At 68.2% G+C, this 19950-nt stretch carries 18 protein-coding genes; 7 read left to right on the forward strand and 11 right to left on the reverse strand.

Annotated elements, in window-relative coordinates:
- Positions 1-78 precede the first annotated feature (78 nt).
- A complete protein-coding gene (locus AU194_RS17940; RefSeq protein WP_059090602.1) occupies positions 79-1350 on the reverse strand; it encodes a multidrug effflux MFS transporter in 1272 nt (423 codons plus the stop codon).
- Between the two features lie 143 nt (positions 1351-1493).
- Here AU194_RS17940 and AU194_RS17945 point away from each other — a divergent pair, with 143 nt between their 5' ends.
- Together AU194_RS17945 and AU194_RS17950 are read left to right on the forward strand one after the other, a co-directional pair.
- Positions 1494-2252 (forward strand): hypothetical protein, encoded by a 759-nt coding sequence (locus tag AU194_RS17945; RefSeq protein ID WP_059090603.1) that lies wholly within the window; start codon positions 1494-1496, stop codon positions 2250-2252.
- 165 nt (positions 2253-2417) lie between these two features.
- Positions 2418-6203, forward strand: coding sequence for a multifunctional oxoglutarate decarboxylase/oxoglutarate dehydrogenase thiamine pyrophosphate-binding subunit/dihydrolipoyllysine-residue succinyltransferase subunit (locus AU194_RS17950; protein ID WP_059090604.1), 3786 nt, complete (start codon positions 2418-2420; stop codon positions 6201-6203).
- A gap of 73 nt (positions 6204-6276) precedes the next feature.
- Here the strand turns inward: AU194_RS17950 and AU194_RS17955 are convergent, their stop codons facing one another.
- Positions 6277-6645 carry a DUF732 domain-containing protein gene (locus AU194_RS17955; protein ID WP_059090605.1) on the reverse strand — a complete coding sequence of 123 codons (369 nt, stop codon included), beginning with the start codon at positions 6643-6645 and terminating at the stop codon, positions 6277-6279.
- A gap of 104 nt (positions 6646-6749) precedes the next feature.
- Here AU194_RS17955 and AU194_RS17960 point away from each other — a divergent pair, with 104 nt between their 5' ends.
- Positions 6750-7580, forward strand: a complete 831-nt coding sequence (locus AU194_RS17960) for an SDR family oxidoreductase (RefSeq protein WP_059090606.1) — start codon at positions 6750-6752, stop codon at positions 7578-7580.
- Here the strand turns inward: AU194_RS17960 and AU194_RS17965 are convergent.
- Entirely contained in the window at positions 7577-8407 is an 831-nt protein-coding gene (locus tag AU194_RS17965; protein ID WP_059090651.1) for a glycine betaine ABC transporter substrate-binding protein, read from the reverse strand. The two genes, AU194_RS17960 and AU194_RS17965, sit on opposite strands and share 4 nt — an antisense overlap.
- 14 nt (positions 8408-8421) lie before the next feature.
- Positions 8422-9594 (reverse strand): NADP-dependent malic enzyme, encoded by a 1173-nt coding sequence (locus AU194_RS17970; protein WP_059090607.1) that lies wholly within the window; start codon positions 9592-9594, stop codon positions 8422-8424.
- Between the two features lie 91 nt (positions 9595-9685).
- Here AU194_RS17970 and corA point away from each other — a divergent pair, with 91 nt between their 5' ends.
- Complete coding sequence (gene corA / locus AU194_RS17975; RefSeq protein ID WP_059090608.1) at positions 9686-10717, forward strand: magnesium/cobalt transporter CorA; 1032 nt, start codon at positions 9686-9688, stop codon at positions 10715-10717.
- Here corA and AU194_RS17980 read toward each other — a convergent pair.
- From AU194_RS17980 to AU194_RS18005, 6 genes are all read right to left on the reverse strand, one after another.
- Positions 10714-11307: a suppressor of fused domain protein gene (locus AU194_RS17980; protein ID WP_059090609.1), complete on the reverse strand. Its 594-nt coding sequence runs from the start codon at positions 11305-11307 to the stop codon at positions 10714-10716. The genes corA and AU194_RS17980 overlap by 4 nt on opposite strands.
- Positions 11304-12518, reverse strand: coding sequence for an ABC transporter ATP-binding protein (locus AU194_RS17985; RefSeq protein WP_059090610.1), 1215 nt, complete (start codon positions 12516-12518; stop codon positions 11304-11306). Before AU194_RS17985 ends, AU194_RS17980 begins: the two co-directional genes overlap by 4 nt.
- Positions 12519-12522: 4 nt before the next feature.
- Positions 12523-13332 carry a carbohydrate ABC transporter permease gene (locus tag AU194_RS17990; protein ID WP_369804155.1) on the reverse strand — a complete coding sequence of 270 codons (810 nt, stop codon included), beginning with the start codon at positions 13330-13332 and terminating at the stop codon, positions 12523-12525.
- Positions 13333-13387: 55 nt separating this feature from the next.
- On the reverse strand, positions 13388-14308 hold the full coding sequence (locus tag AU194_RS17995; protein WP_197417658.1) for a carbohydrate ABC transporter permease: 921 nt from the start codon (positions 14306-14308) through the stop codon (positions 13388-13390).
- An 8-nt stretch (positions 14309-14316) separates the two neighbouring features.
- Complete coding sequence (locus AU194_RS18000; protein ID WP_059090613.1) at positions 14317-15714, reverse strand: ABC transporter substrate-binding protein; 1398 nt, start codon at positions 15712-15714, stop codon at positions 14317-14319.
- A gap of 118 nt (positions 15715-15832) precedes the next feature.
- The gene (locus tag AU194_RS18005) at positions 15833-16360 is read right to left on the reverse strand and encodes a general stress protein (protein WP_059090614.1); all 528 of its coding nucleotides are present in this window, start codon (positions 16358-16360) and stop codon (positions 15833-15835) included.
- Positions 16361-16478: 118 nt separating this feature from the next.
- On the opposite strand from AU194_RS18005, the gene AU194_RS18010 reads away from it, so the two are divergent.
- Positions 16479-17033, forward strand: a complete 555-nt coding sequence (locus AU194_RS18010; protein ID WP_059090615.1) for a DUF4190 domain-containing protein — start codon at positions 16479-16481, stop codon at positions 17031-17033.
- Between the two features lie 3 nt (positions 17034-17036).
- Here AU194_RS18010 and AU194_RS18015 read toward each other — a convergent pair whose 3' ends face one another.
- Positions 17037-18047: a CoA ester lyase gene (locus AU194_RS18015; protein WP_369804152.1), complete on the reverse strand. Its 1011-nt coding sequence runs from the start codon at positions 18045-18047 to the stop codon at positions 17037-17039.
- On the opposite strand from AU194_RS18015, the gene AU194_RS18020 reads away from it, so the two are divergent.
- Positions 18046-19341 carry a magnesium transporter MgtE N-terminal domain-containing protein gene (locus AU194_RS18020; protein ID WP_059090616.1) on the forward strand — a complete coding sequence of 432 codons (1296 nt, stop codon included), beginning with the start codon at positions 18046-18048 and terminating at the stop codon, positions 19339-19341. The two genes, AU194_RS18015 and AU194_RS18020, sit on opposite strands and share 2 nt — an antisense overlap.
- Positions 19338-19853 (forward strand): DUF1003 domain-containing protein, encoded by a 516-nt coding sequence (locus AU194_RS18025; RefSeq protein WP_059090617.1) that lies wholly within the window; start codon positions 19338-19340, stop codon positions 19851-19853. Before AU194_RS18020 ends, AU194_RS18025 begins: the two co-directional genes overlap by 4 nt.
- Positions 19854-19950 lie beyond the last annotated feature (97 nt).

Below are 19950 nucleotides of genomic sequence, written 5' to 3' on the forward strand. Positions count from 1 at the left end.
GAGTCGACCCGCCAATCAGAAGATCCTGACGCAACGTACCCGGCCGCCGCCGAAACGCATCGACAGGTGGCGGAGCTCTCAGGCGGTTTCGGCGAGGACGGCTTCGGCTACGGCGTCGTCGGCCAGTTCGGTGTTGTCGTCGCCGCGCACACCGACCGCCATCAACGCGACCAGCGCGATCACGGTGCCGACCGTCATCACCAGAGCGAGCGCGAACTCGTCATTGCCGAGCACGCCGACCACCGGGGCCACCGCGGCGCCGAGCCCGAACTGCGCCGCCCCCAGCAGGGCCGCGGCCGTACCTGCGGCCTCGTTGTGCCGCGAGAGCGCAACCGCGGGTGCGTTCGGCAGGACCAGGCCCATCGCGGCCAGGATCGCCCACACCGAGACCAGGAACGCGGGCAGTCCGCCCACCTCACCTGCCGCGAGACCGACGAAGACGACACCGAACAGCGACGCCGCGGCGAGTGCCCACACCATGATCTTCTGCGGGCTGAACCACCGCAGCAGCACGACGTTGAACTGCGTGGTGCCGATCAGCGCGATAGCACCGGCACCGAAGACCAACGCGAACGTCTGCTGGTCGAGCCCGTAGCCGCCCTGCAGCACGAACGCCGCACCGGCGACGTAGGCGAACAGTCCGGACATCCCCAGCGCGGCGACCAGCACCAGCACCACGAACCGCGGATCCCGGACCAGCGAGACGTAGGTGGCCGCGATCCCGCGCACCCGCAACGGACGCCGGTGCGCCTCCGGCAGCGTCTCGGGCAGCGCCAGCACGCCCATCAGCAGCAGACCGCCCGCCAGGACGACGAGTGCGGCGAACACCCAGTGCCACGACGCCTGGAGCAGCACCGCCGCGCCCAGCGAGGGCGCCAGCACCGGGGCCACCCCGAGCACCAGCATCAGCCGCGACATCACCGTCGCCGCGGTGTTCCCGGAGAACAGGTCGCCGACGACGGCGATCGCCACCACGGTCGCCGCGGCGGCGCCCACACCCTGCAGGCTGCGCGCGAGGCCGAGCACCATGATGTTCGGCGCGAACATGCACACCAGCGACGCCAGCATGTGCAGCACGATCCCGGCCATCAGCGGTCTGCGCCTGCCGAGGGAGTCCGACAGCGGCCCGACGATCAGCTGACCGAGCGCGAGCCCGGCGAGGGTGCCGGTGAGCGTCAGCTGCGCCACCGACGAGGAGACCCCGAGTTCGTCACCGATCTTGGGCAACGCGGGCAGGTACATGTCGATGGTCAGGGGCCCGAGCGCCACCAAGGCGCCGAGTACGACGATCATCCGCACGCGGCTGGGCGGGAGGGTCCGGGTCTCGTCCACGTGCGGAGATGTTGCCATGGCCAGGAACAGCGAGTCTTGGGCATTTTTTCTTCCCCTTCCGGCGAACAGTGACCGCAGTCACGGCCCGGGCACCCGCGCCGGTCGTCGTTCGTTGACGTCGCGTTAGCCTGGACAGGCGCCACGGGTAAGGGAGGCCTCGCATGAGCGCTCGATCGAACCGCAAGAAACAATCAGAACTCGCCGGCGACGCCAACGACGACAAGCCGGGCGCGGCGGCCAAAGTGCTGTCGCAGATCATCGAACGCAGTTCCCGGGTGCAGGCCCCTGCCGTGAAGGCCTACGTGGACCGCGTCCGCGCAGGCGACCGCGACGCCTCACCGGCCGAGGTGATCGCCAAACTCGAGAAGCACTACATGGCCGCGGTGCTGGCCAGCGGAGCCGCCGTCGGCTCGACGGCCGCGCTGCCGGGGATCGGCACCATCGCCGCGATGTCGGCGGTGGCAGGCGAGACGGTGGTGTTCATGGAGGCGACGTCGCTGTTCGTGCTGGCTGTCGCGGAGGTGCACGGCATCCCGGCGCAGGAACGCGAGCGGCGCCGCGCGCTGGTGCTCTCGGTGCTCGTCGGTGAGGACAGCAACCGGGCGATCGCCGATCTGCTCGGCCGGGGGCGCACCGGCGGGGCGTGGATCAGCGAGGGCGCGGCGACGCTGCCGCTTCCCGCGGTGTCTCAATTGAATTCGCGTCTGTTGAAGTACTTCGTCAAGCGCTACACGCTCAAGCGTGGGGCGCTGGCGTTCGGCAAAGTCCTGCCCGTCGGCATCGGCGCCGTCGTCGGCGGAATCGGGAACCGGATGATGGGCAAACGCATCATCGAGAACGCCAGGGCGGCGTTCGGCACACCGCCGGCCCGCTGGCCGGCGACGCTGCACGTGCTGCCGTCCGTGCAGCCCGAATCCTGACCATTGCAACCCAAACGTGACAAGGGGGCGTTGCCGTGGTCCGGCATCTGCCGGAGCGTTAGCCTTTAGGCGGCGCGGAAGGCGGGTAACCGCAGAACAGAACATGAGCGGCGAGCATCCTTGCCATGCTCGCCTGAGATGACGGAATCGAGGCGAGTAGCTGCCGTGAGCAGTTCACCTTCACCATTCGGCCAGAACGAATGGTTGGTCGAGGAGATGTATCGCAAGTTTCGCGAGGATCCCTCGTCGGTAGACCCCAGTTGGCACGAGTTCCTCGTCGACTACAACCCGGAACCGACGGCCGACTCCAGCGCGAGCGGTAACGGGCAGCAGACGCGCACCGCCACCGCGGAGCCGAAGGCTCCCCCGGAGCCCGCGCCCGCCCCCGCACCCAAGGCGCAGGAGAACAAGGCGCGAGACACCAAGAGCTCCAAGGACACGAAGAGCACCAAGCCGGCCGAGTCGAAGACCAAGCCCGCCGAGAAGCCGGCGAGCAAGTCGAGCACATCCTCCAGCAACGGCACCGCCAAACCGGCCGCCGCATCGGCGTCGTCATCGGACGACAGCGATCAGAACCAGGTCCTGCGCGGGGCGGCCGCGGCCGTCGCCAAGAACATGGCCGCCTCGCTCGAGGTGCCGACGGCGACCAGCGTGCGCGCGATCCCGGCCAAGCTGATGATCGACAACCGCGTCGTCATCAACAACCACCTCAAGCGCACCCGTGGCGGCAAGATCAGCTTCACCCACCTCATCGGGTACGCGATCGTGCAGGCGGTCAAGAAGTTCCCGAACATGAACCGGCACTTCGCCGAGGTGGACGGGAAGCCGAACGCCGTCACCCCCGCGCACACCAATCTCGGCCTGGCGATCGACCTGCCCGGTAAGGACGGGAACCGTCAGCTCGTCGTCGCGGCGATCAAGAAGTCCGACACCCTCGGGTTCGGGCAGTTCATCGCCGCCTACGAGGACATCGTCCGGCGCGCCCGCGACGGCAAGCTCACCGCCGAGGACTTCTCGGGGGTGACGATCTCGCTGACCAACCCCGGCACGATCGGCACCGTGCACTCGGTGCCGCGGCTGATGCGCGGGCAGGGGGCGATCATCGGTGTCGGTGCGATGGAGTACCCCGCCGAGTTCCAGGGTGCGAGCGAGGAGCGCATCGCCGACCTCGGCATCGGCAAGCTGATCACGCTGACGTCGACCTACGACCACCGCATCATCCAGGGTGCGGAGTCCGGCGACTTCCTGCGGACCGTGCACCAGCTGCTGCTCGACGACGATTTCTTCGACGAGATCTTCCGTGAGCTGGGCATCCCGTACGAGCCGGTCCGCTGGCGCACCGACAACCCGGATTCGATCGAGGACAAGAACGCCCGCGTCATCGAGCTGATCGCGGCGTACCGCAACCGCGGTCACCTGATGGCCGACATCGATCCGCTGCGCCTCGACAAGGACCGGTTCCGCAGCCACCCCGACCTCGACGTCAACACCCACGGCCTGACGCTGTGGGATCTGGACCGCGAGTTCAAGGTCAACGGGTTCGCCGGTGCGGAGCGCAAGAAACTGCGCGACGTGCTGGCCGTCCTGCGGGACGCGTACTGCCGTCACATCGGCGTGGAGTACACCCACATCCTCGAACCCGAACAGCAGCAGTGGCTGCAGGAGCGCATCGAGGGCAAACACGAGAAGCCGACGGTCGCGCAGCAGAAGTACATCCTGAGCCGGCTCAACGCCGCCGAGGCCTTCGAGACGTTCCTGCAGACGAAATACGTTGGGCAGAAGCGCTTCTCGCTCGAGGGCGCCGAGACCGTCATCCCGACGATGGACGCGGTGATCGACCAGTGCGCCGAGCACGGGCTCGACGAGGTCGTCATCGGTATGCCCCACCGCGGGCGACTCAACGTGCTGGCCAACATCGTCGGCAAGCCCTACAGCCAGATCTTCAGCGAGTTCGAGGGCAACCTCAATCCGTCGCAGGCGCACGGGTCGGGTGACGTGAAGTACCACCTCGGCTCCAGCGGCACCTACCTGCAGATGTTCGGCGACAACGACATCACGGTGTCGCTGACCGCGAACCCGAGCCACCTCGAGGCCGTCGACCCGGTGATGGAGGGTCTGGTCCGCGCCAAACAGGATCTGCTCGACAAGGGTGACAGCGAGGACGGCTACACGGTCGTACCGCTGATGCTGCACGGTGACGCCGCGTTCGCCGGGCAGGGTGTGGTCGCCGAGACGCTGAACCTGGCGCTGCTGCGCGGGTACCGCACCGGCGGCACCATCCACATCATCGTCAACAACCAGATCGGTTTCACCACCTCGCCGTCGGCGGCGAAGTCGTCGGAGTACTGCACCGACGTGGCGAAGATGATCGGTGCGCCGATCTTCCACGTCAACGGCGACGATCCCGAGGCCGCGGTGTGGGTGGCCAAGCTGGCCGTCGACTTCCGGCAGAAGTTCAAGAAGGACGTCGTCATCGACATGCTGTGCTACCGCCGGCGCGGGCACAACGAGGGCGACGACCCGTCGATGACGCAGCCGTCGATGTACGACGTGATCGACACCAAGCGCGGGGTCCGCAAGAGCTACACCGAAGCGCTGATCGGCCGCGGCGACATCTCCATGAAAGAGGCCGAGGACGCGCTGCGCGACTACCAGGGCCAGCTCGAGCGGGTGTTCAACGAGGTCCGCGACCTCGAGAAGCACGACATCGCGCCGAGTGAGTCGGTGGAGGCCGATCAGCAGATCCCGACGAAACTGGCCACCGCGGTGGACAAGTCGCTGCTGGCCCGCATCGGCGACGCCCACCTGGCGGTGCCGGAGGGCTTCACCGTGCACCCGCGCGTCAAGCCGGTGCTCGAGAAGCGCCGCGAGATGGCCTATGAGGGCAAGGTCGACTGGGCGTTCGCCGAACTGCTCGCGCTGGGGACGATGATCTCCGAGGGCAAGCTGGTCCGGTTGAGCGGTCAGGACACCCGCCGCGGCACGTTCACCCAGCGGCATTCGGTGGTGATCGACCGCAAGACCGGTCAGGAGTTCACCCCGCTGCAGCTGCTGGCGACCGACGCCGACGGTAACCCGACGGGCGGCAAGTTCCTGGTGTACGACTCGCCGCTGTCGGAGTTCGCCGCGGTGGGCTTCGAATACGGCTACTCGGTCGGCAACCCCGACGCGATGGTGTTGTGGGAGGCGCAGTTCGGCGACTTCATCAACGGCGCGCAGTCCATCATCGACGAGTTCATCAGTTCCGGTGAGGCCAAGTGGGGTCAGCTCTCCGACGTGGTGCTGCTGCTGCCGCACGGCCACGAGGGCCAGGGTCCCGACCACACCTCCGGCCGAATCGAGCGGTTCCTGCAGCTGTGGGCCGAGGGCTCGATGACGATCGCGATGCCGTCGACGCCGGCGAACTACTTCCACCTGCTGCGCAGGCACGGTCTCGACGGGATCCAACGGCCGCTGATCGTGTTCACGCCGAAGTCGATGCTGCGCAACAAGGCCGCGGTGTCCGACATCCGCGACTTCACCGAGCAGAAGTTCCGCTCGGTGCTCGAGGAGCCGACGTACACCGACGGTGACGGCGACCGCGAGAAGGTCAAGCGGGTCCTGCTGACCAGCGGCAAGATCTACTACGAACTGGTCGCGCGGAAGAACAAGGAGAGCCGCGACGACATCGCGATCGTGCGGATCGAGCAGCTCGCCCCGCTGCCCAAGCGTCGGCTGGCCGAAACGCTGGACAAGTACCCGAACGTCGAGGAGAAGTTCTGGGTGCAGGAGGAGCCGGCCAACCAGGGTGCGTGGCCGACCTTCGGGCTGACCCTGCCCGAGATGCTGCCGGACTACTTCACCGGCATCAAGCGGATCTCCCGGCGCGCCATGTCGGCGCCGTCGTCGGGGTCCTCGAAGGTGCACGCCGTCGAGCAGCAGGAGATCCTCGACGAGGCGTTCGCCCCGTAACCCTCGCCCGAACACGAAACCGCCGCGGGAATCCTGAACGGATTCTCGCGGCGGTTTCGTTTCGAGCGGCTCGTTACAGGCCCGGGATGGGCAGCGGCGAGTTGCCGTAGGCCAGCGCGGCGACCGCGCCGGGGCAGAACATCTGGATCGCCAGGCCGGTGAACATGGTGGCCGGGCCGAGCGGACGGCCGATCATGTTCGAGACGTCGGCGGCGACGTTGGCGACGTTCTGCCCGGGTTCGGCGAGCATCGGGCAGACCGACTGGCCGACCCGCACGGCGGTGGCGGTGTCGACGCCCGTGACGCCGGAACCGGCGAGGGCGGACAGGAAGAGATCGGTGGCCGTATCGGCACTGGCCGATCCGGTTCCCAGTGTCATGGCGGAGGCGATGGTGCCGGACACGGCGAGCGACGCGACGGCCGCGCGGGAGAAGCGCTTCATGACAGGACCATCGCCGTACGGTCACGCAGCGTTACCCCACCCCCACCGGTACCGCGAGTACCGGCTAATCTCGACGCGAGGCAACCGACACGAGGAGTGTGCGTATGCAGGGCTTCGCCGGAAAGGTCGCGGTCGTGACCGGCGCCGGATCGGGTATCGGGCAGGCGCTGGCCATCGAGCTGGCCCGGTCCGGGGCCAGCGTCGCGATCAGCGACGTCAACACCGAGGGGCTCGCCGAGACCGAGCGGCGCATCAAGGAGATCGGCGCCGCGGTGAAGGCGGACCGGCTCGACGTCACCGAACGCGAGGCGTTCCTGCTCTACGCCGACGAGGTCGCAGAACGCTTCGGCAAGGTCAACCAGATCTACAACAACGCGGGCATCGCGTTCACCGGCGACATCGAGATCAGCCAGTTCAAGGACATCGAACGGGTGATGGACGTCGACTTCTGGGGTGTGGTCAACGGGACCAAGGCGTTCCTGCCGCACCTGATCGCCTCCGGGGACGGACACGTCGTCAACGTCTCCAGCGTGTTCGGGCTGTTCTCGGTGCCCGGCCAGGGCGCATACAACGCCGCGAAGTTCGCGGTGCGCGGCTTCACCGAGGCGCTGAACCAGGAGATGCGGGCCGCGGGGCATCCGGTGAAGGTGACCACGGTGCACCCCGGCGGGATCAAGACCGCGATCGCGCGCAACGCGACCGCCGCCGAGGGACTCGACCCGCAGGAGCTGGCGAAACTCTTCGACAAGAAGCTCGCCAACACCTCGCCCGAGACGGCGGCCAAGGTCATCCTCGACGGGGTCCGCAAGAACAGGGCCCGCGTGCTGATCGGCAACGACGCCAAGGTGCTCGATGCGGTGATCCGGATCGTCGGACCGCACTACCAGCGGCTGTTCTCGTCGGTGACCGGCAAGCTGCTGCCCCGCCCGCACTAATCGCGCAGCGGGTGCTCCGCCAGCCACTCGCCGGCCACCACCGCGGGGTCGTCCCCGTCGCGGACCCGTTCGCGCATCTCGGCGAGTGCCGCGGTGTCGAGTACGCCCGCGACCTCGTTGAGCGCGAGCACCTGTGATTCGGCGAGGGTGTTGCGCCGGTAGAGCGGGACGATGTTCTCCGCGCGCACCAGCGAGGTGCTGTCGGCCAGGACCACCAAGTCGGTCGGGATGCCCGGTGTCGCGCTCGTCGTCCACGCGGCGTCGACCTCACCCGACTTGGTGGCCTCGAAAAGGGCTGCCGCATCGGGGAATTCGCGCGGCGGACGCAACCGGCAGGTCCCCAGCACGGTGGGCACGGCAGTCCCCCGCACCCGGCCGGTGCGCACCTCACCGCATCGGCGCACCACCGAGGTGAGGTCCTGTGCGCCGAGACGGTCGGCGGTGGACTCGGTGACCGCCAGCGCGGGCTCGTCCTCCGCGGCGGTGGTGTAGTCGCCCGCGGCCACCCCCTCCGGCAGCGCGGAGAGCAGGTCGCGGTACACCTGTTCGTCGGCGCGCGCGGACGCGTCGGGTTCGAACCGCCGCAGCAGCTGCCCGGTCAGTCCCGGCACCACCGCGACGTCCCCGGCGTCGAGCGCGGTGAGCGGATCTTCGGTCGGCTCCACCCGGGCGCCGGTGCCGTAATGACGCAGCGCGGCGGCGTACACGTGCGCGGTGACCAGCGAGGCGTCGTCCTTCGCCGCACCGATCGTCAGCTGCGGTCCCGGCTGCGGACTCCCGCACGCGGTCAGCAGCACCGCGCACAGCACGATCAGCAGTCGACGCACCACGGGACCCGGTCTCAGCCGGCGTCGGACGCCGCACCGACCGCCGCGGCCACCGCAGGGGCGACCCGCGGGTCCAGCGCGCTGGGCACGATGTGGTCGACGGCGAGATCGTCGCCGACGACGGAGAAGATCGCCTCGGCCGCGGCCACCTTCATCCGTTCGGTGATGCGCCGCGCGCCCGCGTCGAGCGCCCCGCGGAACACGCCGGGGAAGGCCAGCACGTTGTTGATCTGGTTCGGGAAGTCGCTGCGGCCGGTCGCCACGACGGCGGCGTACTTGCGCGCGAGGTCGGGGTGGATCTCGGGGTCGGGGTTGCTCAATGCGAACACGATGCCGCCGGGCGCCATGGTCGCGATCAACTCCTCGGCCACCACACCGGCCGACAGGCCGAGGAACATGTCAGCGCCGTCGAGCGCCTCGGCCACCCCGCCGGTGCGGCCGGCCGGATTGGTGCGCCCGGCGAGTTCGGTTTTGAACGGGTTCAGATCGTCGCGGCCGCTGTGCACGATGCCCTTGCTGTCGAGCACAGTGACGTCGGCGATGCCCGCGGCCAGCAGGATGTTCGCGCAGGCGACGCCCGCGGCGCCGGCACCGGAGATGACGACCCGCAGCCCGGTCATGTCGCGGTCGAGGACGTTGGCCGCCCCCATCAGCGCGGCGAGCACGACGATCGCGGTGCCGTGTTGATCGTCGTGCATGACCGGGCAGTCCAGCGCCTCGATGACGCGGCGTTCGATCTCGAAGCAGCGCGGCGCCGAGATGTCCTCGAGGTTGACCGCACCGAAGGTCGGCCGCAGCCGTACGAGGGTCTCGACGATCTCGTCGGGATCGTTGGTGTCCAACACGATCGGGATGGAGTCGAGGCCGCCGAAGGTCTTGAACAGGGCGCTCTTACCCTCCATGACCGGCAGTGAGGCGGCCGCGCCGATGTCGCCGAGCCCGAGGACGGCGCTGCCGTCGCTGACGACGGCGACCAGCCGGTTTGCCCACGTGTACTTGGCCGCCAGCGCCGGGTCCTTCGCGATCGCCCGGCTGACCTGCGCGACACCGGGGGTGTAGGCGATCGACAGGGCCCGCTGTGTGTCCAGCGGCGATTTCAGTTCCACCGAGAGTTTGCCGCCCTCGTGCGCGGTGAAGATCTCGTCGTCATCGATGACGACCTGCGGGGTGCTCACCAATTCAGCCACGGCGTCACAGTATCGGACACCATCGAGCTCACCGGCTGCTATCACCCGGCGGTGAGCTTCGGATGCCGTGCCGGACAAGTAACATCTGCGGATGCCGTCTTCGCGTGTCCCGGTCGACCAGGCGGTCGTGGATTGCGGTGTGTACTGCGACGGTGAGCGGCTCACCGGCCGGTTCACCCACGCCGCGGCCCTCGACCGGGCGCACGAACTGACCGGTGAGGGCCGATCGGCGTTCACCTGGATCGGTCTGCACGAACCCGACGATGAGCAGATGCAGACCGTCGCTGAGGCGTACGGGCTGCACGAACTGGCCGTCGAGGATGCGGTGCACGCCCACCAGCGGCCCAAGGTCGAACGCTACGACGACACGTTGTTCCTGGTGCTCAAGACCGTCAAGTACATCGAGCACGAGTCGATGGCCAAGGTCCGCGAGATCGTCGAGACCGGCGAGATCATGGTGTTCGTCGGCGCCGACTTCGTGGTGACCGTCCGGCACGGCGACCACAGCGGGCTGACCGGTGTCCGCAAGCACCTGGAGGCCACGCCCGCACTGTTGGCATTGGGGCCGTACGCGGTGATGCATGCGATCGCCGACCACGTGGTCGACAGCTACCTCGAGGTGACCGAGATGGTGGAGACCGACATCGACGCGATGGAGGAGGACGTCTTCTCCCCCACCTCACGCACCAAGATCGAGAACATCTACCTGCTCAAGCGGGAGGTGGTGGAGCTGCGCCGCGCCGTGGCGCCGTTGACGCCCGCGCTGCAGCTCATCACCGAACTCGACGATCTGGTGTCGATCGAGGTGCGCCGCTACGTCAGCGACGTGCTCGACCACAACATCCGCGCGTCCGACTCGATCAGCGGCTACGACGAGCTGCTGAACTCTCTGGTGCAGGCCGCGCTCGGCAAGGTCGCGATGCAGCAGAACATCGACATGCGCAAGATCTCGGCGTGGGTGGCGATCGCCGCGGTGCCGACCGCCATGGCCGGCGTCTACGGCATGAACTTCGAGCACATGCCCGAATTGCATTGGACCTGGGGATATCCCGCCGTGCTGCTGGTCATGGTGACGGTGTGCGCACTGCTGTACCGCACGTTCCGCCACAACGACTGGCTCTAGCTGGGGCTCGCCGCCCGGCGGGCGGGATCGAGGACGTCGACGCCGTCGGACACCCACGCCTCGCGCATCGCGTCGGCGCCTTTGAGGCGCACCCACGCCGCCTCCGTCGCGGTGATCGGGGTCGCGGAGAACACCGTCACCGCGGGCAGCGGTCCGGGCAGCGCGACATCGTCGATTCCGCTGCCGTCCAACAGGAATGCGGTGAACGGGGCGCGCTCCCACAGCGGGGTCTCGAGGTCGATCAGCGCATCCTCGGCCAGCACCAGACCTTCCACCGCGGGGGCTGCGGCGAGGATCGCGACTGAGCGAGCCAGCCCCTTGGGTGCCGGACCACGAAGGGAGACAACGACTTCGGCGCGCGGACCGTGGATCGGGTCGGTCACCAGCTCGGCGGGATCGAACATCGGGTGCCGCGAACAGCCCAGCGACACGTGGTGGGCCACACCGTCGGCGTCGGGTCCGTACCGCAGCACCTCGATGCGTTCGGTGCCCAGGAACGTGACGCTGGCCGATGCCGGTTCGGCGTCCACGCCGACCCGCCGGAAGTACGCGTCCAGATGGGCGCGCACCGCGCTCAGGACATCGGTCACTCGGCGGGCTTGGTTTCCACGATCTTCGGCGGTTCGGCGGAGGTCTCGTCGGGGATGGTGAGGTTCTCCCCCGAATCGGCGTCGAAGATCACCAACCGCGAGGTGTCCAGCGCGAGCTGGATGGTGTCACCTTGGCGGACCGGCGACTCGGTGGACACCCGCGCGACGAATTCGTTCTCGCCCGAACCGGATTCGACGGCGAGCTGCGCCAGCTGATCGGATTTCGCCCCCGCGCCCTCGGTGCGGAAGTGCACGTACTTCTCCGCACCCAGGGACTCCACCATGTCGGCGCGCACCTCGAAGGTGATCGCGCGGATGCGGGCGTAGCCGTCGAGCACCGAGGCGTCCTCGAGGTGTTCGGGCCGCACCCCGACGATGATGTTCTTCGGCTTGCCGCGCCGGGTGATCAGGTCCTGCGCCTCCTGGGTCAGCGTGACCTCACCGAAGGGCAGCCGGACCCCGACATCGGTCAGCGTGGCCGGGAAGAAGTTCATCGCCGGCGAGCCGATGAACCCGGCCACGAACAGGTTCGCCGGCCGGTTGTACAGCTCCTCGGGCGAGCCGATCTGCTGGGCCACCCCGGCGAGCATGACCACGACACGGTCGCCGAGCGTCATCGCCTCGGTCTGGTCGTGGGTGACGTAGACGGTGGTGGTGCCCAGGCGGTTCTGCAACCGCGAGATCTCCGAGCGCATCTGCACGCGCAGTTTGGCGTCGAGGTTGCTCAGCGGCTCGTCCATCAGGAACGCCTTGGGGTTGCGCACGATCGCGCGGCCCATCGCCACCCGCTGCCGCTGCCCACCGGAGAGCTGACCGGGTTTGCGGTCGAGCAGTTCGGTGAGGTCGAGGATCTTCGCGGTCTCCTCGACCTTGGCGTTGATGTCCTCTTTCTTGACCTTGGCCAGCGTGAGCGGGAACCCGATGTTCTGCCGCACGCTCATGTGCGGGTACAGCGCATAGGACTGGAACACCATCGCGATGTCGCGGTCCTTGGGCGCCTTGTCGTTGACGCGTTGCCCGCCGATGCGCAGTTCCCCCGACGAGATGTCCTCGAGCCCGGCGATCATGTTCAGCGTCGTCGACTTCCCGCAGCCCGACGGCCCGACCAGGATGATGAACTCACCGTCGGCGATGGTGATCGAGAGTTCCTTCACCGCGGTCGCGCCGTTGGGGTAACTCTTGGTCACTTTGTCCAAGACGATTTCGGCCATCGAGCTACCCCTTCACCGCACCGGACGTGAGCCCGGCGACGATCCGTCGCTGGAAGATGAGAACAAAGACAATGATCGGGATCGTGATCACCATCGCGCCCGCCGCGATCGAGCCGGTCGGCTCCTCGAACTGGGAACTGCCGGTGAAGTTCGCGATCGCCACCGGGGCGGTGATCGCCCGCTGCGTCGCGGTCAGCGACAGCGCGAGCAGCAGGTCGTTCCAGGCGAAGATGAACACCAGGATCGCCGCGGTGACGATGCCGGGTGCCGCCAGCGGGGCGATGACCTTGCGGAACGCCTGCGCCGGGGTGGCGCCGTCCATCTTGGCGGCCTTCTCCAGATCCCAGGGGATCTCCTTGAAGAACGCCGAGAGCGTGTAGATCGCCAGCGGCAGCGCGAACGTGATGTAGGGGATGATCAGGCCCGGCCAGGTGTCGAACAGACCCAACCGCCGTTCGATGTTGAACAGCGGTGTCACCAGCGAGATCTGGGGGAACATCGCGATCAACAGAGCGACCCCGACGAGCAGCTTCTTACCCGGGAAGGCAAGGCGCGCAACGGCGTAGGCGGCCATCCCGCCGAACAGCACGGCGATGACCGTGGTGATCAGGCCGATGCCGATCGAGTTGATCAGCGCCGAGGAGAACGCGTCGCCGTTGAAGATGCCCTTGTAGTTGGCGAACGTGATCTCCGCGGGGATCAGCTTGCCGTCCTTGACACTCGAGGTGGGCTTGAGCGACAGGCTCAGGATCCACAGCACCGGCAGCAGTGCGTAGACGACCACGAGGACGTTGATGACCGTCCACCCGGTGATGCGTCCCGGCGTTGCCCGCTCGTTCACCGCTGCCCTCCGCTCTTCGCGCAGGCGCTCATCGAGTTTCCTCCTCGGACCCGGGCGCCGACGCACCGAACAGTTTGATGTAGATGAACGCGATGATCGCCACGCACAGGAAGATCAGCACGCTGATCGCCGATCCCAGCCCGAGGTTGAACGCCTTGAACAGGTTGTCGTAACCGAGGATCGACACCGATCCGGTGTTGTTGGCGCCCTGGGTGAGCACGTAGATGTTGTCGAACACCCGGAACGCGTCGAGCGTGCGGAACAGCAGTGCCACCAGGATGGCCGGTTTGATCAGGGGCAGAATGACTTTCGTCAACCGCGTCCACGGACCCGCCCCGTCCATCTGGGCGGCGTTGAGCAGATCCTGGGGCACCAGCGCCAGACCGGCGAGCAGCAGCAGCGCCATGAACGGCGTGGTCTTCCACACCTCGGCGAGTACGACGATCGCCAGCGACGGCAGCTGTTCGGTCAGCGGGGCGCTGCCTTCGGGCAGCAGGTTGGCCAGGTAGCCGGTGCCCGGCGTCCACGCGTAGTACCAGCTGTAGGACGCGGCGACGGTGACGATGCCGTACGGAATGAGGATCGCGGTGCGCACCACGCCCTTGCCGAAGATGGTGCTCGGCATGACCAGGGCCAGCGCCATGCCGAGCACGAACTCGATGGCCACCGAGACGATCGTGATGCCCAGCGTGACCGCCAGCGCGGTCCACCAGTACCCGTCGGTGAGCACGGTGATGTAGTTCTGCAGGCCGACGAACTCGGTGTCGTCGGGGGTGGCGAGGTTGTAGCGCTGCAGGCTCAGCCACACCGAGTAGATGATCGGGTAGGCGGTGACCGCCAGCATCAGGAAGACCGCCGGGGCGATCAGCAGGAATGCCAGCCGCCGTTCGGCCTTCGCGTCGTCGCTGCCGCCGCTGGCCGCGCTCGGCGCCGTGGTCTGCGGTTCCAGAGTCGCCGTCACGGGATGAGCCCCTTACCGTCGATCGCCTTCTGCACCTGCTCGGTCAGTTCGTCGGCGGTGCGCTCGGGATCGATCTCGGTGATCGGCGCCAGCGTCACCGAGATCCGCGTCGACACCGCCTGGTACTGCGGGGTGGCGGGCCGCACCGCGGCGTCGATCAGCTGCTGACGGATGATCTCGTACTGCGGGTAGCTGGCCTGGAACGCCGGATCGTCGTAGAGCGAGGCCCGCACCGCGGGCAGACCGCCCTCGACCGAGGTGGTCCGCTGGTTCTCCGGGCTGCGCAGACACCGCATCACCTCGAAGGCCTCGGCCTTGTGCTGGGTGGTCTTGGCGACGGCGATGTTGAGCCCGCCGAGCGTCACCTTCGCCGGCGTGCCGGGGTTGACCTCCGGGAACGGCGCGAACCCGAACACCTCACGGCTGGCGTCGTAGGCGGTGCGGAACTGTTCGTCGGTCGGTGAGAACGTGCCGGCGTCGTTGATGGCGCTGGTCAGGTCGGGACGCTCGTTGAGCGGCAGGAACTGCACCCCGCCCTTGACCGCGTTCTCCAGCATCGAGGGCAGCACGAACGGCCAGTTCACCTCGAGGGCGGCCTTGCCCTGTTCGAGCGCCAGCCGCGCGGTGCTCTCGTCGGTCTGGGTGATCGACGGATCGGCACCGGGGGCGGTGGCGACGGCCTTGATGACCTCGAGCGCCTTGACCGTCGCGGCACGGTGTTCGGGGGTGTCGGTCAGCGTGACCTTGGTGCCGTCGTCGGAGAGGACCTGCCCGCCCGCGCTCTCCAGCAGCGTGTTGAACCACACCACCAGGCCCTCGTACTGCTTGCCCTGCACGGCGATCCAGCTCGGCTTGCCCTCGGCGTGCAACCGGGTCGCCTCGGCGACCATCGCGTCCCAGTTGCCGGGCGGTTCGGGCATCAGGTCGGCGCGGTACCAGAGCACCTGGGTGTTGGTGGTGATCGGCGCGGCGTAGAGCTTGTCCTGCCACGTGGCCGTCTCCAGCGGGCCGGGCAGCGTGTCGGTGGTCGCGTCCGCCTCGGCCAGCCCGGCCGGATCGTCGGACAGCGGCAGGATCCACCCGGCCTCAGCGAACTCCGGGGTCCACACGACGTCCATGGCCATCATGTCGAGGGTCTTGTCGTTGCCGGTCAACCGCCGCGCCAGCTGCAGCCGCTGCTCGTCGGCGCTCTTGGGGAGGCTGACCTGGCGAACGGTGAAGCCGTTGTCCAGCTCTTCGGTACACCGTTTGGCCAGCGCCGTGAACGTGGCCAGTTCGTTGGCCGAGGTGTACAGGTTGATGACTTTTCCGTCGCCGCCGGATCCACACGCCGAAACCATCGACGCCGTCGCCAGCGCGGCAACTGCTGCAGCACATAGCCGCCGAGCTCGCACCAGCAGCCTCCCGTCTGTTCCCCTGCGCGCAAACCGTAGAGGGAACGACGCGTGATGTGCAACACCCTGCCGACCGAGACGACGGATTCGCCCCCGATCGTGACCTGACCGTGGCCTGTCAGATCGTCAAGCGCGCCAGCAGATCCCGCCCCTGTTCGGCGTTCTTGGGATCGCACAGCACGTCGTACCGCCCGGCGACGAGTTGCATGGTGGAACTGAAATCCCTTGTGCCACGGGCCATTGCGTACGGGATCGCGGAGGTGATCAGCCCGAAGAACACACCGGCGATCAGACCGGTCAGCAGCGCGCTCCACGGATTCGGGCTGAAGAACCCGAGAATCAGGCCGATGAACAGACCGAGCCAGGCGCCGGTCAGCACACCACCGCCGAGCACCTTGGGCCAGGAGAGCCGTCCGGTCACCCGCTCGACCTGCATCAGGTCGACCCCGACGATCGTCACCTGCTGCACGGGGAACTGGTGGTCCGACAGATAGTCGACCGCGCGCTGCGCCTCGGCGTAGGTCGCGTACGACCCGATCGGCCAGCCCTTGGGCGGGGTGGGCAGCGCGGGCGGAACGCCGCGCGCTCCTGCGGGCGACGCGGGTGTCGCGCCCGGCGTCGGCCCGGATGGGAAAGGACTCGTCATCGCTCGTCATCCTCCTCTAGGACGCCGGTTGTCGCAGCTTGTCGTCTCACCAGTATCAACGCATCGTCGATCCGAATCGTGCCCTTTGCGGTCGCGTGGTGTGCGCTAGGTTGAAGTCATGACGAACCCGGAACGCGATCCCGAGCAGTCGTCACCCGCCGAACCCGGCGGCTCCGAGCCGACGCCCGGCGGGTACGAGGCACCGGCCTACGGCCAGCAGCCGAGCTATCCGCCCCCGCCGTCCGGTTTCGACCAGCCGGGGTACCAGCAGCCCGGCTACCAGCAGCCGGGCTATCCGCCACCGCCGCCGGGATATCAGCAACAGCCGGGGTATCCGCCTCCGCCGCCGGGCTACCAGCAGTACGGCTCGTTCGGCAGCCCGTACGACACCTCCGGCGGCTATCCCCCGCCCACCGGATATCCGCCCTACGGCGGCGGATACGCCGCGGGCCCGAAGACCAACGCCCTGGCGATCTGGTCGCTGGTGGCGTCGCTGGTGGGGTTCGTGTGCTGCCTGGGTTCAGTCGCCGGTGTGGCGTTGGGCCTGATCTCGCTGAACCAGATCAAGCAGAACGGGGAAGAGGGTCAGGGCCTGGCGATCGCCGGCATCGCGGTCGGCGCGGTGTCACTGGTCGTCGGAATCGTGATGGCCTTCATCGTCGCCAACTCCTGACGGTCACTGCGGTGGGCGGAACGGCTCACCCTGCCGGGTCATCCCCGCGGCACGGCCCTTCGCCGCGATCACCCGCGCCATCTTGCGGCTGGCCTCGTCGATCATCTCGTCGCCCAACATCACCGCACCACGCGCCCCACCCGCGTGCGAGGTGTGCCATTCGTACGCCTCGAGGATCAGCTCGGCGTGGTCGTAATCCTGTTGACGCGGACTGAAGATCTCGTTTCCCGCAGTGATCTGGTCCGGATGCAGCACCCACTTGCCGTCGTAACCCAGCGCCGCCGAGCGGCCGGCCACCCGCCGGAAGGCCTCGACATCGCGCACCTTGAGGAACGGTCCGTCGATCGCGTGGATGCCGTGGGTGCGGGCGGCGATGAGGATCCGCATCAGGATGTGGTGGTAGGCGTCGCCGACGTCATAGCCCTCGGGTTGCTCGCCGACGACCAGCGTGCGCATGTTGAGGCTGGCCATCAGGTCGGCGGGGCCGAGCACCAGCGCCTGCACCCGCGGGCCCGCGGCGATCGCGTCGATGTTCGTCAACCCCTGGGCGTTCTCGATCTGCGCCTCGATCCCGATGCGGCCCACCGGCAGACCGTGCGTCGTCTCCAGCTGGGTGAGCAGCAGATCCAGTGCGTGGATGTGGCTGACGTCGGTGACCTTCGGCAGCACGATGAGGTCGAGTTGGGCGCCCGCGGTCGACACGACCTCGATGACGTCGGAGTAGGTCCACGGGGTGGTCCAGTCGTTGACCCGCACCCCCCGCAGCTGTCCGCCCCAACCGTTTTCACCGAGCGCGACCGCCACCCGGGTGCGGGCCTCGGCCTTCGCCTCGGGCGCCACCGCGTCCTCCAGATCGAGGAACACCTCGTCGGCGGGCAGCCCCTTGGCCTTGGCGATCATCTTGGCGCTGCTGCCGGGCACCGACAGGCAGGTGCGGCGCGGCCGGGCGGATTCGTCGGATTCACGGGGTCGAGGCGCGTGTGTCACGGCTCTACTCTCTACTCTTTGAACCATGGCGGCGGTGAACAGGGTCTACGCGGCACGGCTGGCCGGAATGGTCGTGCTGGGCCCCGACGGTGAGTCCATCGGCCGTGTCCGCGATGTGGTGATCAGCATCAGCATCGTCCGCCAGCAGCCCCGCGTCCTCGGCCTTGTGGTCGAACTGCTCACGCGCAGAAGGATTTTCGTTCCAATCCTGCGGGTGACCGCGATCGAGCCCAGCGCGGTGACGCTGACGACGACCAACGTATCGCTGCGGAAGTTCGTCCAGCGACCCGGGGAGGTGCTCGTCGTCGGTCAGGTGCTCGACTCGCGGGTGCGCGTCGACGATCCGGACCTCACCCAGCTCGCCGGAATCGACGTCGTGGTGGTCGATCTCGGAATCGAGCAGAGCCGCACCCGCGACTGGCTGGTCACCCGGGTCGCGGTGCGCCCGCAGCGCCGACTGGGCCGCCGATCCAACATCCACGTCGTCGACTGGCATCACGTGCACGGCCTCACCCCGTCCGGTCTGGCGATGCCGGATCAAGGTGTGGCCTCGCTGCTCGAACAGTTCGAGGGTCAGCGCGCGGTCGAGGTGGCCGAGGCGATCCGGGAGCTGCCCGCCAAACGCCGCTACGAGGTGGTCAACGCGCTCGACGACGAACGCCTCGCCGACGTGCTGCAGGAACTGCCGATGGATGACCAGGCCGACGTGCTGCGCCAACTCAAGACCGAACGCGCCGCCGACGTCCTGGAGGCGATGGACCCCGACGACGCCGCGGACCTGCTGGGGTCGATGACCCCGGCCGACGCCGAGACGCTGCTGCGCCGGATGGATCCCGAGGACTCCGAGGACGTACGCCGGCTGCTGAGCCACTCTCCCGACACCGCGGGCGGTCTGATGACGTCCGAACCGGTGGTGCTGGCGCCCGACGTCACCGTCGCCGAGGCGCTGGCCCGGGTGCGCGATCCGGACCTGACGCCGGCGCTGGCGTCGCTGGCGTTCGTCGCGCGCCCGCCCACGGCCACTCCGACCGGGCACTATCTGGGCTGCGTGCACCTGCAGCGGTTGCTGCGCGAACCCCCCGCCACGCTCGTCAGCGGCATCCTCGACACGGACCTGCCGAGCCTGAGCCCGGAGGACCCGCTCGGCGCGGTGACCCGGTATTTCGCCGCGTACAACCTGGTGTGCGGTCCGGTCGTCGACGCGGAGAACCATCTGCTCGGCGCGGTCTCCGTCGACGACCTCCTGGACCACCTGCTTCCCGACGACTGGCGTGAGCGGGTCACCGAACCCGAACTCACCGGCACCGAAGGGACGTCATGAGCGACTTGTCGGCGCGCGGACGGCTGGACACTCCGCGCAGCCCGCGCCGCATCGTGTTCACCATCGACCGGGAGGCGGTCGGCCAGTTCGGGGAGCGGGTCGCGCGCTTTCTGGGCACGGGGCGCTATCTGGCGGTGCAGACGATCATCGTGATCGTCTGGATCGCGTTGAACCTGTTCGCGGTGTCGCTGCAGTGGGATCCGTACCCGTTCATCCTGCTCAACCTCGCGTTCTCCACGCAGGCCGCCTACGCCGCGCCGCTGATCCTGCTGGCCCAGAACCGCCAGGAGAACCGCGACCGCGTGTCGCTGGACGAGGATCGCAGGCGCGCCGCCCAGACCAAGGCCGACACCGAGTACCTCGCCCGCGAACTCGCCGCGCTGCGGTTGGCCGTCGGCGAGGTCGCCACCCGCGACTACCTGCGCCGCGAACTCGAGGAGCTGCGCGAGATGGTCGCGACGCTGCTCGCAGCGAACGACGCCGCGGAGGGTCGCTCGAAGCGCACCACCTGAGATCGGTTTGTTGCATTGCTGCAACGGACGTGACACATGGTATGTATGGTGACTTGGTTCACACACCTGGGTCGGGCCATCGCACACGCTAGGACGG

The organism is Mycobacterium sp. GA-2829, assembly GCF_001499965.1.
Lineage (GTDB): Bacteria > Actinomycetota > Actinomycetes > Mycobacteriales > Mycobacteriaceae > Mycobacterium.

What these genes read in the sequence shown, in the direction of transcription:
- AU194_RS18005 (WP_059090614.1), bottom strand. Translation starts at nt 16,360, where the DNA reads ATGACGAGTCCTTTCCCATCCGGGCCGACGCCGGGCGCGACACCCGCG.
- AU194_RS18020 (WP_059090616.1), top strand. Translation starts at nt 18,046, where the DNA reads ATGGCGGCGGTGAACAGGGTCTACGCGGCACGGCTGGCCGGAATGGTC.
- AU194_RS17940 (WP_059090602.1), bottom strand. Translation starts at nt 1,350, where the DNA reads ATGGCAACATCTCCGCACGTGGACGAGACCCGGACCCTCCCGCCCAGC.
- AU194_RS18025 (WP_059090617.1), top strand. Translation starts at nt 19,338, where the DNA reads ATGAGCGACTTGTCGGCGCGCGGACGGCTGGACACTCCGCGCAGCCCG.
- AU194_RS18015 (WP_369804152.1), bottom strand. Translation starts at nt 18,047, where the DNA reads ATGGTTCAAAGAGTAGAGAGTAGAGCCGTGACACACGCGCCTCGACCC.
- AU194_RS18010 (WP_059090615.1), top strand. Translation starts at nt 16,479, where the DNA reads ATGACGAACCCGGAACGCGATCCCGAGCAGTCGTCACCCGCCGAACCC.
- AU194_RS17960 (WP_059090606.1), top strand. Translation starts at nt 6,750, where the DNA reads ATGCAGGGCTTCGCCGGAAAGGTCGCGGTCGTGACCGGCGCCGGATCG.
- corA (WP_059090608.1), top strand. Translation starts at nt 9,686, where the DNA reads ATGCCGTCTTCGCGTGTCCCGGTCGACCAGGCGGTCGTGGATTGCGGT.
- AU194_RS17945 (WP_059090603.1), top strand. Translation starts at nt 1,494, where the DNA reads ATGAGCGCTCGATCGAACCGCAAGAAACAATCAGAACTCGCCGGCGAC.
- AU194_RS17955 (WP_059090605.1), bottom strand. Translation starts at nt 6,645, where the DNA reads ATGAAGCGCTTCTCCCGCGCGGCCGTCGCGTCGCTCGCCGTGTCCGGC.
- AU194_RS17985 (WP_059090610.1), bottom strand. Translation starts at nt 12,518, where the DNA reads ATGGCCGAAATCGTCTTGGACAAAGTGACCAAGAGTTACCCCAACGGC.